Annotated in this window: 11 protein-coding genes and 1 pseudogene; all 12 read left to right on the forward strand. The window is 39.4% G+C overall.

Features of this window, described 5'->3' with window-relative positions; translation table 11 throughout:
• Positions 1 to 16: 16 nt before the first annotated feature.
• Complete coding sequence (locus ACNPNW_RS04365) at positions 17 to 844, forward strand: ABC transporter permease (RefSeq protein ID WP_448766586.1); 828 nt, start codon at positions 17 to 19, stop codon at positions 842 to 844.
• On the forward strand, positions 841 to 1,503 hold the full coding sequence (locus tag ACNPNW_RS04370) for an ABC transporter ATP-binding protein (RefSeq protein ID WP_448766587.1): 663 nt from the start codon (positions 841 to 843) through the stop codon (positions 1,501 to 1,503). Before ACNPNW_RS04365 ends, ACNPNW_RS04370 begins: the two co-directional genes overlap by 4 nt.
• A complete protein-coding gene (locus ACNPNW_RS04375) occupies positions 1,493 to 2,590 on the forward strand; it encodes a KpsE/RkpR family capsule polysaccharide export protein (protein ID WP_219307708.1) in 1,098 nt (365 codons plus the stop codon). Before ACNPNW_RS04370 ends, ACNPNW_RS04375 begins: the two co-directional genes overlap by 11 nt.
• A gap of 3 nt (positions 2,591 to 2,593) precedes the next feature.
• Entirely contained in the window at positions 2,594 to 4,279 is a 1,686-nt protein-coding gene (locus tag ACNPNW_RS04380; protein ID WP_448766588.1) for a polysaccharide biosynthesis/export family protein, read from the forward strand.
• A gap of 16 nt (positions 4,280 to 4,295) precedes the next feature.
• Entirely contained in the window at positions 4,296 to 6,521 is a 2,226-nt protein-coding gene (locus ACNPNW_RS04385) for a capsular polysaccharide export protein, LipB/KpsS family (RefSeq protein WP_448766589.1), read from the forward strand.
• Between the two features lie 97 nt (positions 6,522 to 6,618).
• Positions 6,619 to 7,758, forward strand: coding sequence for a GT-D fold domain-containing glycosyltransferase (locus tag ACNPNW_RS04390; RefSeq protein ID WP_423853417.1), 1,140 nt, complete (start codon positions 6,619 to 6,621; stop codon positions 7,756 to 7,758).
• Between the two features lie 66 nt (positions 7,759 to 7,824).
• Positions 7,825 to 9,759 (forward strand): capsule polysaccharide biogenesis protein, encoded by a 1,935-nt coding sequence (locus ACNPNW_RS04395; protein ID WP_448766590.1) that lies wholly within the window; start codon positions 7,825 to 7,827, stop codon positions 9,757 to 9,759.
• Between the two features lie 7 nt (positions 9,760 to 9,766).
• On the forward strand, positions 9,767 to 11,026 hold the full coding sequence (locus ACNPNW_RS04400) for a capsule polysaccharide biogenesis protein (protein WP_448766591.1): 1,260 nt from the start codon (positions 9,767 to 9,769) through the stop codon (positions 11,024 to 11,026).
• Between the two features lie 183 nt (positions 11,027 to 11,209).
• The gene (locus ACNPNW_RS04405; protein WP_001055585.1) at positions 11,210 to 11,593 is read left to right on the forward strand and encodes a transposase; all 384 of its coding nucleotides are present in this window, start codon (positions 11,210 to 11,212) and stop codon (positions 11,591 to 11,593) included.
• Positions 11,590 to 11,925, forward strand: coding sequence for an IS66 family insertion sequence element accessory protein TnpB (gene tnpB / locus ACNPNW_RS04410; protein WP_000618091.1), 336 nt, complete (start codon positions 11,590 to 11,592; stop codon positions 11,923 to 11,925). The genes ACNPNW_RS04405 and tnpB overlap by 4 nt, the downstream gene beginning before the upstream one ends.
• 74 nt (positions 11,926 to 11,999) lie before the next feature.
• A pseudogene (locus tag ACNPNW_RS04415) lies at positions 12,000 to 13,358 on the forward strand (IS66-like element ISAba25 family transposase); the annotation flags it as partial.
• A 575-nt stretch (positions 13,359 to 13,933) separates the two neighbouring features.
• Positions 13,934 to 15,595 (forward strand): group II intron reverse transcriptase/maturase, encoded by a 1,662-nt coding sequence (gene ltrA, locus ACNPNW_RS04420; RefSeq protein WP_448766592.1) that lies wholly within the window; start codon positions 13,934 to 13,936, stop codon positions 15,593 to 15,595.
• Positions 15,596 to 15,694: the final 99 nt, after the last annotated feature.

Genomic DNA, 15,694 nt, shown 5'->3' on the forward strand with positions numbered 1-15,694 from the left:
TTTACAAGTCATCGTCATGGAACCACAGCATCAGATGCCATTAAGAAAACTACCGCGATTGAAAGCGCGTGGTGGTTTACAAGTGATGTATGCATCGATACGTGCATTGTTGCTTCGGGAATTACAAACCCGCTTTGGTCAATACCGTCTAGGCTATTTATGGGTTTTTTTAGAGCCTTTATTGACTATTGGGATCATGGTGGTACTTTTTGGGACCGTCATGCAAAGAACACTACCGGGGATGGATTATGCTGTTTTTTTAATTAATGGCATTATTCCTTTCTTTATGTTTAGAACGGGAGTGACTTTGGGGATCAGTGCCACTGAATCCAATCGGGGTTTGTTTAGCTATCGCCCAGTCAAACCGATCGATGCTTTACTTGCGCGTAATATTCTTGAGTTTTTGCTTAAATTTACTGCTTATATTGCTTTTACTGCAGCCTTTGTATGGTTTGGCTATCACATCAGTTTTGAACAAATTCCACAACTTCTAGGCTATTGGATGCTCTTATTTATATTCATGTTGGCGTGTAGTCTTATTTTTATTGTGATTGGCGATTTTTCAAAAGAAATAGGGAAATTTCTTTCAGTATTCTTTTTAATTCTTTATTTTTTATCGGGTATTTTATATTCCATTCATATTATTCCAGTGGAATATCGCGAATATTTATTATTCAACCCCTTGATTCATATCTTTGAGTTAATGCGCCATGCGGTTGCGCCTACTTATAGTTTAGTGCCAGGAATTAGTTTAAGTTACTTCATGATATGGATGATTATTTCTTTATTTATAGGTTTACTTCTGTATAAGCGCTTTGAACGCCGTATGGTGAAATCGAAATGATTGAACTCAAAAATTTAACCAAATCATACGCAACGCCTAAAGGTCGGCATTATGTATTTAAAGATTTAAATGCGATTTTACCTGAAAACAAAAGTGTGGCCCTTTTAGGAAAAAATGGTGCCGGCAAGAGTACCTTGCTCCGGGTTATTGGAGGAATTGACTATGCTGATTCTGGAAGGGTAGTTACTAATAAAACCATTTCCTGGCCAGTCGCGTTGTCAGGTGGCTTTCAAGGCAGCCTAACAGCCAGACAGAATGTTCGTTTTGTCGCCAGACTTTATGTAAATAGTCATGATGAAGTTGAACATGTGGTAAATTTTGTTGAAGAGTTTGCTGAAATTGGTAAATACTTTGATATGCCAATGAAAAGTTACTCGAGTGGTATGCGTAGCCGGATCGGGTTCGGATTGAGTATGGCCTTTAATTTTGATTATTATTTGCTCGATGAAGCCGGTGCGGTAGGGGATGCTTCTTTTCGAAAAAAGAGTCAGGCTTTACTCGACGAACTTAAAGAAAATGCAAATATTATTATGGTTTCTCATGACTTAAAAGACTTGACCCGCAATTGTGATGTCGCTTTCTTGGTGCGGGATGGTAAAGCAGAATATTTTGATAATGTGCAAGATGCAGTAGGGGTATATAAAGCGTATGCAAGCTAAAATAAATAAGCGGCTTTGGATTGCCTATACCTGCTGTGTTCTTATTCCGGTATTGATTATTGTTTTTTATCTTTTTGCCTTTGCGAAAGACCGTTTTCAGTCTTCTTCGATACTGTTGGTGAAGCAGGTGGCAGATACGCCAGTGGCTGATACTGCAGGAATAGGCGCTTTGTTGGGCGTGCCCAATACCAGTCGTGAAGACTCTCAAATTCTGAAAGAGTATATTGGTTCTCGCGATATGATCGAGAGGCTGGATCAAACGCTGAATCTGCGCAAAGAATTTTCATCGGTCAGTGACCCAATCTTTGCACTACCTCAAGATGCCTCAATCGAAGACTTGGTCGAATATTTTAATAAAATGATTAAAGTCGAACTTGATGAGCAAACCATGATGCTACATGTGCATGCTCAGGGATTTTCGCCAGAGTTCTCACTGAAACTCAATCAAGAAGTATTAAAGCAAAGTGATGAGTTTATCAATGAAATTTCCCAGACCATTGCGCAAGAGCAACAAGTATTTGCAGAGAAACAATATACAGAAGCAACAGCGCAGTTAGATGAGGCTCGTCAGGCGGTACTCCAGTACCAAAATGAAAATGAAATCTTTGATCCCGAATTACAAGCCAAAGCGGTGGCTACACTGATTGCAGGTTTACAGAGTAGTTTGGCACAATTGAAAACTGAAGAGCGCACTTTACTTAGTTATTTGACGCCTGAAGCACCTCAAGTGGTGGCGTTACGGAGTCAAATCGCAGCCTTGCAACAGCAAATTAATACTGAAAGTTCAAAACTGACTTCACCAAATAATTTAAAATTGAATAAAAATGTAGCGGACTTTGAAGCCCTGAAAGCGCAGGTTGAATTTGCAGCTGATCTTTATAAAATCTCTTTGGTCTCTTTAGAAAAAGCTCGATTAGAAGCCTCACGTAAGCTCAAGAAATTGGTGGTGATTGCGACACCGCGTTTAGCCCAGGATGCTTTATATCCGCGTAAAGTCTATATCAGTCTAACTTCATTTATTTTGTTGAATATTATTTTTGGTATTGGATTGCTGATCCATTCGATTATCCGTGAGCACAGAGAATAAATTATGAAAAAAATTGCGTTATTATCAGTTTTATCATTGGCCTGTGCGACGGCTGGTTATGCATTTGATCCAAGTTTATTGCCAAGCGAAGTATCTCAGACCTTCAGTGGCGGAAATTTCGATACAGCAAGTGCTAACAGTACTGCCCTGTTAAACAGCCAGTCTGTGGTTGAGCTTTCTCCAAGTAGCTCAATGAAATATCCAATTCAAAACAAGATGTTTGGTTCGCAGCTTTTTAAAGGGGCTTTTGCCTCAACTGCGGGATCGACCTTCAATAGTAGTTATCAAATAAATCCGGGCGATAATATTAATTTACGCCTCTGGGGTGCCTATCAGTTTAACGGCACTCAAAGCGTCGATCCACAAGGCAATATTTTTATTCCGAATGTCGGACCGGTCAAAGTAGCAGGTGTTCGGAATGGCAGTCTACAGTCGGTGGTTGAAGCACAAGTACGCCGTATTTATGTCTCTAATGTGGGGGTATATGCAGCCCTTGAGCAAGCTCAGCCTGTCAAAGTCATGGTGACTGGTTTTGTCAATCAACCTGGTAATTATGGTGGTGTGGCGAATGATAGTGTGATTGCTTATTTGGATCGTGCGGGTGGGGTGGATCCAGAGCGTGGCAGTTATATTGATATTAAAGTCATGCGAAATGGCCAAACAATTCAGCAGGTCGACTTATATGAATTCCTGTTACAAGGTCAAATTCGCCCTTTCTCTTTTCGAGATGGGGATGTGATTGTGGTAGGACAGCGCACCCATACCTTTAATGTCTCTGGTGAAGTCTATAACCAGAATGATTTCGAGTTTAACTCGCCCGCAGTCACGCTGGCACAAGCATTGGCATTTGCCAAGCTTAAGCCAGGGGCAACCAATGTCAGTATTCAGCGTCGACAAGGTGCAGAGTATAGAAGTGAATATTACTCGCTGAATCAAGCGCGTAATGTAATGGTAGAAGATGGCGATATTGTCACCGTTACGGCTGACCGCTATGCGGGTACCATTCAGGTGCGTGTTGATGGAGCGCACAATGGGGCACATGCTGTAGTCCTGCCTTATGGTGCCAAACTGAGTGATGTATTGACACAACTGCAACCGAATGCTTTAGCGGAAGTGGAATCTTTGCAATTGTTCCGTCCTTCTGTGGCCAAGCGGCAAAAAGAGATGCTGAATATTGCCTTGGATAAACTGGAAGAAACAACATTTAATGCCCGTTCAAGCACACAGGAAGAAGCAGCTTTACGTTTGCGTGATGCTGAACTGGTAAAACAATTCATTGCTAAAGCACGTCAAGTTGAACCTAAGGGACAGGTGGTGCTGAATCCAGACACTTTCCAAAATGTAATTTTGGAACAGGGAGATATTTTATATATTCCTGAAAAAACCTCTGTGGTCATGGTGCATGGTGAAGTTGCTTTCCCAAATGGTATTGAATATAGAAATGGTTTAAGTGCCAAAAACTATATTGAGCAGGTCGGTGGTTTTAGCCAAAAATCGAATAAATCCAAAGTGATTGTGATTCGACAAAATGGTAAGGCTGAACTGGTGCGTAAAGGCGAAAAAATTAAGCAAGGTGATGAGATTTTAGTCTTGCCTAAAGCGCAGACTAAGGGTATTGAGTTAACGCGTGGTATTACTCAAGTGTTGTATCAAATTGCAGTAGCGGCGAAAGTTGCTTTAGATTTATAAGAATGAGGAAGTTTAAGTGATAACACAATTAGAAAGTTTTTTCGTAAAAGAAAATATATCTGTAACACCTAAAGATATTACCTATTGTTTATGTATAAGAGTAAGTGATATTACCCCTTGGATTTTAGAAAGATTAGAGTTTTGCTTAAGTTATTATAGTCCACAGCCGGAAATTAATGTTGTAGATTTTGGCTCTGAGGATTTTTTTGCTACAGAGATTAAAAATATTTGTGAAAAATATGGAGCAAATTATATTTTTGAGAATGATAGAGAGGAATTTTCACTAGCTAAAGCACGTAATATTGCTGTTAATAATGTAAAAACTAAATATTTTCTTTTATCTGATATAGATTTTGTATTTGATAAAAATATTTTTGCTAATTTAGCGAAAGATGCAGAACAATTAAAAATGCATATTTATCCAAAAAGATTTTTAACAATGTCAATATGTCATTTAGAGGAAAATGAAACAAATAAATTTTGGAATAGTGAAGATAAAGTAAGTTTTATCAAAGAGTTAGATTATTTTGTTTCTAAAGCTGAATATGGAAAAGATATAGAATTCTATACAAGCTATAGTAATGTATTTTTCATGACTAAGGAACTATTTAATTTAATAGGAGGATACTGTGACAAATTTAGAGGGCATGGTTCAGAAGATTTTGATTTAATGTTAAGAATTGGGTTGATCTGCTCAGATATCCCTAAGCCAGAACAATTAAATAAAGACTTTTATGGTCCATTAAAAGATTCTTTTTGGGGAGATAAAAATTATTCAGGTTTCAGAAGATATATTGAAGCTGTGATGTTTTCTAATGAAAGTCTAGGATATAAAGCTTACCATTTATGGCATCCAAAACCAAAAAATAATGGTTATTGGACTAATAACAATGACTGGAAGAGAGAGAAATTTAATGAAGTGATTTCAGCTTATATTGAAAAAGAGGAAAAGGTATTAGAAGCTGATTATTTAATTAAAGATAAAAACTGTCTTTGCTTAATGAATGACTATAAAAACTGGAGATATTTTTTACCATTAAAATATCTTGGTTATAATTTAAAAGTTTTATCAAGGAATAATTTGGAAGAAATTGTCGAAGGTTATAAGCTTATTTCTGAAGGCAAAGTTGATTTTTTATGTATGTTTAATCCATATATGAAAAGTCATAATAAATATAAGGATTTATTTGATTTTGCAAAGAAAAATGGTGTAGAGGTTTCAGTTGTAGAGCGAGGAGGTCTGCCAAACTCTATCTATTATGCTAACCAAGTTAGTTATGATGATAATGACTTTAAAAATACAAAAATATTAGATAAAGAACTAAGTGAAGAAGATATTTTTTTAACAAAAAACTATATAAATAGTTTAGTAACAGGGTCTCATACTTTAGAGTCAATGGAGACTTATGATGAAACGATTTCTAAACCAAGCATAGAAATACTCAAATTTAAACAATCTATTTTTATTCCTCTTCAACTTAATGATGATATGGCTGTTACATTTTTTAATGAAGGTTATTTAAAATATGACGAGTTTTTAGATGAATTAGAAAATACTATAATTAAAAATAAAAATATCCAATTTGTCATTAAGCCACACCCATTAGATAAAAAAGCTAATAGATTTAATTATGAAAATGTAACCAATTTAAATAATGAGAATATACATGCTGTAATAGATTGTGTAAATGCTGTTCTTTTATATAATTCAGGCGTGGGGTTGTTAGCGCTTGCACATAATAAACCTGTTTATACTGTTGGTAATGCATATTATAGTTTTAATGGTACATTGACTAAGCAGATAGAAAGTCTGGAGATTATTATTAAAGACTTATATACTAATGAAGTATTTGATTTAAATGAAAGTAAAACTATAAGATTGTTTAACTGGTTGATTACAGAAAAATATAGTTGGTTTACTGCAAAAGATATTATTAAAGAGTTTGATAATAGAAAATCACATGCCTACGATTATATTAATGTCGAGTTTTTTAACTTTAAAGGAAAAACATGGTTTTCTGGTTTAAATCCCCTTTTTAGCTATAATAATAGAAGTTATTTAAATGCTATGTTAAGAGTAGAGAACCGTAAAAACTCATCTATTAAAGATAAAAATGAGAAAAAGCCCTTAAAAAATATTAATGTAACTGCTGAGCAGACATCAATTTTTATGAAAAAGGTGAAAAAGCTTCAGAGAGATCCAAAAGCTTTTGTGGTGGATTTTATTAAGAAAAGAATATAATATTTTTAATATGGCTATGTTATTCATATTTATTTTTATATATGAATAATATAGCCTATAGATTAATTTTAGTATTAAACTTTTCTAGGGAGAGGGTATGACTACTAAGGATTTGAAAGAAAATATTGAAAAAATTTTAAAGGGAAATATTTATATTTTTAAAATAGATATTTTTAAGGATATTGTTTATATTGATGTAAAAGATGATTATTTATATTTTGGTTTGGATATTGATTTGAATCAAGATATTTTTATAATTTCCAGAAATTTGGAAACACAAAAAATACTTTCTATTCTTTTTAAGAGTATTTTGCCTAAGAAAAAATTAATTTTTTCTAAGGAGAAAAATATAGATAGCTTAGGGTTAGGTTCTAATGGTTTGAATTTAGAGTTGGCCTTAAATACTATTATGGAAAAAATCTTATTTAATGAATATTATATTAGTCAAAAATATAGTTATAATAGTTATAATTCTATTGAAAAAAATAATAATTATCTAATATCTACTCTATCAGCAAAAGTTTTTTTAGATTTCTCAAAAAATCTAATGAATAAATATTTATCTATGTTTGACACATTAGATCTTATCGAAAAAGAAAACCTTAGTTTGATACGTTTTGGGGATGGGGAAATTAAATGTATGGTAACTACTAAAGGTTGTTTCTTTCAGGAACATAACTCTTATCTTATGCAAGAGCTTAGAGATTTATGTGAGAAAGATATTGATGGTCTTTTAGTTTGTTTTCCTCCCTTGTTGATTGAAAGTGAGTTTTGGAGAAATTTTTGGTCAAATTTTTGGCCATTAACAAAATTTTATCTTAAAAATAAGATCATAGGAGATGCTATGATAACTAGACCAGAAATATTTTTAAACTATGGAGAAGCTTCAATAAAGAAGTGGAAGAGAATTTGGAATAATAAAAAGGTTTGTTTCATAACGGGTGAAAATTCAAGATTTAATCATAATCATATACTTTTTGATAATATTAAAGATTATTCAATTATTCATGGTAAGAGTATTAACTCATATTCTCACGTAGATAAAATATTGAGTGAGTGTATGAGTCTTCTAGATGTCGATATATTTCTTATAGCATTAGGTCCTACAGGAACTGTATTAGGAGCTAGATTACATAAAAATGGAAAAAGAGCACTAGATATCGGGCATCTGAATAACAGTTACGATACTGTTTATGCTAATGCAGCCATGCCTGAGAAAATAGATTTTGTTCGTTAAGATTACTTTATGAGCTATATTAGTATTTCCTCTGGTATTTTAAAGATAGCAAGTCTTGAGATTTTTTTGCAATCTGACTCTCTTTCAGTTTTAGGGTGGGGCCGTAAAAAAAGCTTTTTTAAAGCTCAGGCTTTTGCCGAAAAAAAGGGTTTAAAAGCGCTCTGTTTAGAGGATGGATTTATCCGTTCTCTCGGCTTAGGTAAAGATGGTTACGCACCTCTTTCTCTTGTAGTCGATGAAACCGGAATTTATTTTGATGCCTTGCAGACTTCAGACTTGGAACAACTGATTTTTCAACCTGAAAGTGAAGAATTAAACTTACGTGCTGAACACGCAATTCAGACCATTCTGCGTCATAAAATCACCAAATATAATCAAAAATTCCAAAGCATAGATCCAGCTCAATTTAATCCAAATACCCAACATATCTTAGTGATTGATCAAACTTATGGCGATCAATCGATTAAATATGCAGGTGCTACGCCAGAAACCTTTAAGACCATGCTGGCACAAGCTTGTTTAGATCATCCAGAAGCGACGATTTGGGTTAAAACCCATCCAGACGTATTGGCAGGTAAAGCACAATCACATTTTCAACCGCAAGACTTTGCACCTGCAAATATTCAGGTCTTAACGGAAGCTTATAATCCAATTGAATTATTGGGCCATATGGACGAAGTCTATGTGGTCAGTTCACAACTGGGCTTCGAAGCCTTGTTATGTGGCAAAAAAGTTCACTGTTTTGGTGTGCCGTGGTATGCGGGCTGGGGGCTTACGGATGATCAGCATGCCCCCCTGCATATCCTGCATGGCAGGCGCTCTCAAACTAAATCTTTAATGCATTTATTTGCCTGTGCGTATTTACAATATGCCCGTTATGTTAATCCGGTGACAGCACAGCGTTGTGAGCTAGAAGAAATCCTTGAGTTGTTAATTCCCAATATCCAATTTCAGCAAAGGCTAGCTCCATCCTATACAGCCTATGGATTTAGCCCCTGGAAAAAAAAGTTCATTGCAGCTTATTTTGCTTTTCCCAAGCTTAATCTGAAATTTCAACGCTATTTCAAACCTGAAAAAACTGCTGATGTTCTGGCATGGGGCAAAAAAGCCAAACAGTTAAAAGATTTAAACTATAAACAAGTGACAACGGTTGAAGATGGTTTTATTCGTTCTGTTGGTTTGGGAGCAAAGCTGATTCGTCCATGCTCTTTAGTTTTTGATGATATTGGGATTTATTATGATGCCACACAGCCATCACGTATTGAGCAGCTCCTCAGTCGGATAGAGTTAAATCCTTCACAAATACAGCGCGCACAACATTTGCAGAGATTACTGATTGATCTAAATATTTCAAAATACAATGTAGGGGAATCAAGACAATTAAAACGCCCTCAGCACTCACGCATTCTATTGGTAGTGGGGCAGGTTGAAGATGATATGTCGATTCAGCTAGGTGGAATCGGGATTAAAACTAATCTGGATTTGCTGAAAAAGGTGCGGCAAGATCATCCGGACAGTTATATTATCTATAAACCCCATCCAGATGTACAAACGGGTCTACGGATCGGGAAAATTTCCGACCAAGACATGTTGACCTATGCTAACCAGATTGAATTGAACACCTCTATTTTAGAATGTTTTGAAATTTGTGATGAGGTACATACCATAACCTCACTTAGTGGCTTTGAGGCTTTGATTCGAGGCTTAAAAGTTTATTGTTATGGTTTACCATTTTATGCAGGTTGGGGATTAACACAGGACTTGTATTCATCACAAAGACGCAACAATAAAAATATAACCTTAGAAACTTTGTTATATGTAACTCTAGTAGAATATCCTACATATAATTTACCGCATACTCAGGCATTAGGTATTCCCTTGGTTCGTCCCGAGGATGTAATTGCTTATATCAAAAGTCAATTAGATCAACCGGTAGGTCAAGATCATAAGTATAAGCATGTATTATTATATTTATATAACAGGTTGAAAAAAATAGGTTAATTTCTTTATGTCAGTTCATGTGAATCGTTTATTGCTTTCTGAACGGGTTCTGTTATTACAGGGGCCGATGGGAAACTTTTTTAATCGTTTTTCTGCCTGGCTCAAAGACCATGATATTCAATGTTTTAAAGTGAACCTGAACGGCGGAGATCAATTTTTTTCGCGTTCTTTTGAATACAACTTTGATTTTACCGGCACGTATGCCGATTTTTCGACTTGGATCGAAGACTTGCTTTTGTCTCAAGAGATTGATGCAGTGGTCTGTTTTGGAGACTGCCGCAAGTATCATCAAGCTGCAAAAAAAGTTGCCTTAAAGCATCGAATTAACTTTTTTGCTTTTGAAGAAGGCTATATTCGGCCGAACTATATTACGTTTGAGCAAGATGGGGTAAATTTCTTTTCCAACTTCTTATCGCATTTAAAATTAAAAACAAAAAAACCTAAAAATACCCAAGTGAAAAAAGTATCTGAAGTCAATAATAGTTATCGTTCAATGCTGATCAGTGTCATGGTCTATTATATATTTATGCTGCTTTTCTCCTGGAAATACCCGCATTATAAACATCATCGGCAGATGAGTATCTGGTCAGAAATTTATTATTGGGTCTGGTCGGGTGTGCGACGGATTAAAAATTCTTTCGTAGAGGAAAAGCGGTTTAATGCATTTATACAGGCCTATAAAAAACGTTATTTTGTTTTTGCACTACAAGTACATAATGATTTTCAGATTCGCACCCATTCTGATTTAAAATGCATGAAAAAGTACATTGAAATGGTTATTCAGGATTTTGCGCAACATGCAGATCCCTATCATCATCTGGTGCTCAAACATCATCCGATGGATCGTGGCTATCGTAATTATGCATCTTATATTCGTAAGCTAGCGAAGTCTCACGATGTCGAAGGACGTGTTCACTATTTTTGTGATATTCATTTGCCTACACTATTAAAAAATAGTCTGGGTTTTGTTGCAGTAAATAGTACAACAGGTATTCAGGCTTTGTATCACCATATTCCTGTCAAGGTATTAGGGTATGCACTTTATAATTTACCTAAATTGACCAACCAACGTCCATTGGCTAAATTCTGGAGAAATCCAGGCAAGGTCGATCAGGTGTATTTCAACTATTTCCGTGAAGAGCTGATTAATTATTCCCAATTGAATGGGGCTTTTTATGGTGATTCTCCTTGGATGCATGATTATGATATATCACATATCGAGGTAGATGTTGAAATGCAACAATCCAATAATCCTGTTTCCATCTGATAGAGATGAGATCATTACTGGTTTATATAAGTAGTTATTTATAAAATTTAGGGATCTTTTCTAGGAAAGATCATTAAGTACTTTTGTTTAATCTTTAGTAAGCATCCGGCTAACACAGCCTTACCAAGCGATCCTATAAGCCTTAATTTAGTTCCCACCTAAAAACAAGTGGGGACTTAATCCATGAACATGGATATATATTCAGCAACACCTCCTGTTGCTAAAAAACGCCGAAAATACAGCAAAGAATTCAAACTCAGTATTGTCAATGCCTGCAAAAATCCTAATACCTCGATCGCTTCGGTCGCACTGCAACATAGTATTAATGCCAACCTTGTCAGTCGTTGGATCAGGATCTTCAGCCATCATGAGGGTGCCGTGCAGGATCCTACTCATGTGAATCCAGCATTTATTGCTTTGCCTTACACTGCTGCAATCAGCCAACCTATTGATGAGAGGATCACGTTGTGTATCACCGTGCCTCATACGAATAATGATATTCAGCTAAAATGGCAGACATCAGAAATACCTGCCTTGGCAGAATTACTCAAGGCACTTGCAACATGATCCGCATTGATGAAATCTGGTTGTCTACTCAGCCCATGGACATGCGTGCAGGTATGGATACGACCATGGCTCAGGTGGTGAGAGCCTTTGGCTACATCAAACCGCATTGTGCTTACCTGTTCTGTAATAAACGTGGCCATCGCATGAAAGTGCTGGTACATGATGGATTGGGCATCTGGCTGTGTGCCCGGCGGCTGGAACAGGGCAAATTTCACTGGGCTCAAGTTCACCAAGGTGAAACCGTGGCCCTCAGCCCGGAACAGTTACAGGCACTGATCCAAGGTTTGCCCTGGCAGCGCATTGGACGACAGCAGGTGGTGACGATGCTTTAAACCAGGCTCGACCATTCTGCTATTCTCCAAACGTTCTATTTCATTCTTCTCATGACCTCAGGCATACTGCGGTCATGAATACGCTGCCTGACTTAAGCCAACTGACCCATGAACAACTGCTGGAATTCACCAGGCAGTTGGCGCTGCAGCATCAGTCTCTAGCACAATCAAACCAACAATTGGATGCCAAAGTTCAACATCTTTCTATTCTCAATCAAAAATACGAGCATGAACTGGCGCTGTTTAAAAAGCATAAATTCGCCCAAAAGAATGAACACTTAACGGCAAAACAAATCCATCTGTGGGATGAAGCGGTTGAAGAAGATATTGCCGCGGTTGATCTAGAACTGGAACGGCTAAATGCAGATAAAACCAATGCAGCGACACAGAAAGCCAAAACCAATAAACCTAAACGTCGACCACTGCCAGATCATCTACACACCATCCGTATTGAGCATGAACCTGCATCAACCCAATGTGCTTGTGGCTGCCAACTCCGTCGTATCGGCGAAGATGTCAGTGAAAAACTGCATTTCAGACCGGCACAGTTCTATAAGGAACAGCATGTGCGTGGTAAATGGGTCTGTGATCAGTGTGACACTCTAACTCAGCAAGCGATGCCCGCCTATGTGATTGATAAAGGCATTGCTTCACCTGAATTGCTCAGCCATGTGCTGGTATCGAAGTATGCCGATCATTTGCCGCTGTACCGTCAGCGCCTGATCTATCAGCGGGCTGGCATTGATCTGTCCAGATCCACTTTATCTGACTGGATAGGTCGCTGCGGTGTAGAACTGGAACCTCTGGCCAATGCCTTAAAAGAGGTGGTGCTGCAACAGCGGGTGCTGCATGCAGATGAAACACCGGTCACCATCATGCGGATGGGTGAGAATAATAAAAAACCGAAGAAAGGTTATGTCTGGGCCTATGCCACCACACAGTATAATCCAGTTCAGGCGGTGATCTATGACTTTCAGGATAGTCGTTCAGGCCAGCATGCTGAAGAGTTCTTGAAAGGCTGGCAGGGCTATCTAGTCTGTGATGATTACAGTGGTTATAAAGCACGTTTTAAATCAGGCCAGGTGATTGAGGTGGGGTGCATGGCCCATGCACGTCGTAAATTCCATGAACTGCATGTAACTGGGAAAAGTCAGGTTGCTGAACAGGCCTTAGTGCTGATTCAGAAACTGTATGCGATAGAAGCAGAACTCAGGAAAAAGACCGATGGTACAGCGGAAGACCGCCGCGAATACCGACAACAGCATAGTCAACCAGTGATGCAACAACTATATGAATGGCTCAACCAACATCATCTGACAGTGCCATCGAGTTCTCCCACCGCCAAGGCTATCAATTACACTCTGAAGCGTTGGCCAGCCTTAAGCCGCTATCTGGATGATGGCAATCTACCGATATGCAACAATTGGGTAGAGGTGCGACACGAAGTCGCTTAATGAAGTTGTTCCCCCTGCGGGAACCACCCGTGTCACCGGGTGAATCTAGAAGGCTGAATAAAGAGCGCCTTCGACAATGTAACGAGGCACCGTAAGGTGCGGGGTATCAATCGTGAGAGGCGTACTCTTCTGGCAGCCATAGCCGGACAAGGGCTAGATAATCGGTATGGTGAACACATGTGAATCTGCGCAACGATCGTTAAATTGAACGAGCGGAAATGGCTAATACGCTCGAACCAAAACGGTAATGGAGGTGGGAATCGCGTCTTTCTACTACGCATTCGTGACCCATACGCCTCCCGGTCGATAGCAGGCACCTAAGCCGATGTACTTCAGTAAGCGGAACGTGGAAATCCCGTATTACCCCCATTGGGAAAGCAGTTTGCAAAAACTGCCCATGGTGATGCGGGCGAAGGAACGAGGAAAAAGCGAATGCCAGTCTGTAATGGGTTGGATAGAGGTTGAAACATTACCCCACGCGAAAGCGGGCTGACGTCCTTATGGTCTCTCATCACAAGAGAGTGTGTAGAACCCTTTTAATGGAGGGAGAGCAAATGAATGCAGCAGTATCAGCGTGTGCACCTTCCAGCACATCGTGGGACAGCATCGATTGGATTGCTGTACAGCGTCATGTCAGAGGGCTGCAAGCGCGTATTGTGAAGGCGGTACAAGACGGCAGGCATAACAAGGCGAAAGCTTTGCAATGGCTGCTGACTCACTCGTTTAGTGGCAAAGCATTGGCCGTAAAACGAGTGTCTGAAAACAAAGGCAAAAACACGGCTGGGGTCGACAAGGTGACTTGGAATACACCCAAGGCCAAGACCGGTGCGATGATGTCGTTGAAGAGGCGAGGTTACACGCCCCTTCCGCTTCGGAGAGTCCTTATTCCGAAGAAAAATGGCAAGATGAGACCTCTCGGGATACCCACGATGAAATGCCGGGCCATGCAGGCGCTCCATCTGCTGGCTTTGGAACCCATCGCGGAGACCACCGCTGATCGGAACTCTTATGGATTCAGACCGCAACGCTCAACCGCGGATGCTGCAGCACAGTGCTTTGGTGTGCTGTCAAGAAAAGTAAGTGCGGAGTGGGTGCTAGAGGGTGACATTCAAGGCTGTTTCGACAATATCAGCCATGACTGGATGATCGCCAACCTCCCAATGGACAAGGTGATTCTACGGAAATGGCTCAAAGCCGGTTACGTCTACCAAAGCAAGCTGTTTCCCAGTCTTTCCGGAACACCGCAAGGAGGTATTATCTCCCCGGTGTTGGCCAACATGACCTTGGACGGACTGGAAACGATGCTGGCGAAGAGGTTCCCTAACGCCAAATGGACAGGCAAAAAGCTGCAACTGGTACGGTATGCGGATGATTTCATCATCACGGGGTATTCTAAAGAGTGGCTCGAAAATGAAGTTCGCCCTGCCGTGGTTGAATTTCTGGCGGAGCGCGGTCTCGTGCTCTCTCAGGAAAAGACCAAAATCACGCACATAGGGAACGGGTTCGATTTTCTTGGCTGGAACGTACGCAAGTACAATGGCAAGCTACTGATCAAGCCGTCAAAGGCAAACATCAGTGCTCATCTCGATAAGCTGCGAGCATTAATCAATGCAAACAAAGCGACACGACAGGCCACTTTGATCGGTTTGCTCAACCCTATTCTAAGGGGTTGGGCCAACTATCATAGTTATGTCGTTGCCAAGAAGGTTTTCAACCAGGTAGACAGCGCAGTGTGGGAAATGCTCTGGCGATGGGCGGTACGTCGCCACCCTCGCAAAACACTCCGATGGGTCAAAGATCGGTATTTCAAAGTACAAGGAGCGCGTCGATGGGTGTTCTCATGTGATGAACAGTCCGCTGATGGTCGGAAGCGACAATACACATTAGTGTCTGCCTCGGACACGCCAATTGTGCGACATATCAAGATCAAGGCTGCTGCTAACCCTCATGACCCCGCATGGGATGAGTACTTCGAATCCCGATGGGGTAAAAGAATGCTGGTCTCCGCAAAGGGGCGAGCCAAGCTGTATCGGGTGTGGCTAAAACAAGGTGGTCGCTGCTGCGCCTGTCTTAAACCAGTCACCAAAGATACACCATGGCACAGCCGTCATATTGTGAAGCTAAGTCATGGTGGAACGGATGCAGTTGCTAATCTTGAGATTTACCATCTGTATTGTCCAAGGAGTGTTCAATTTGCCAATGTCAACGATGTATAACCGGGTGCCGAATGGCGCCTTAGCAGAGGCTTGAGCCGTGTGCTGGGAAACTCGCATGCACGGTTCTTAGGGGGTTGGACGTAGGTAACTGCGTCTGAC

The organism is Acinetobacter endophylla, assembly GCF_053543775.1.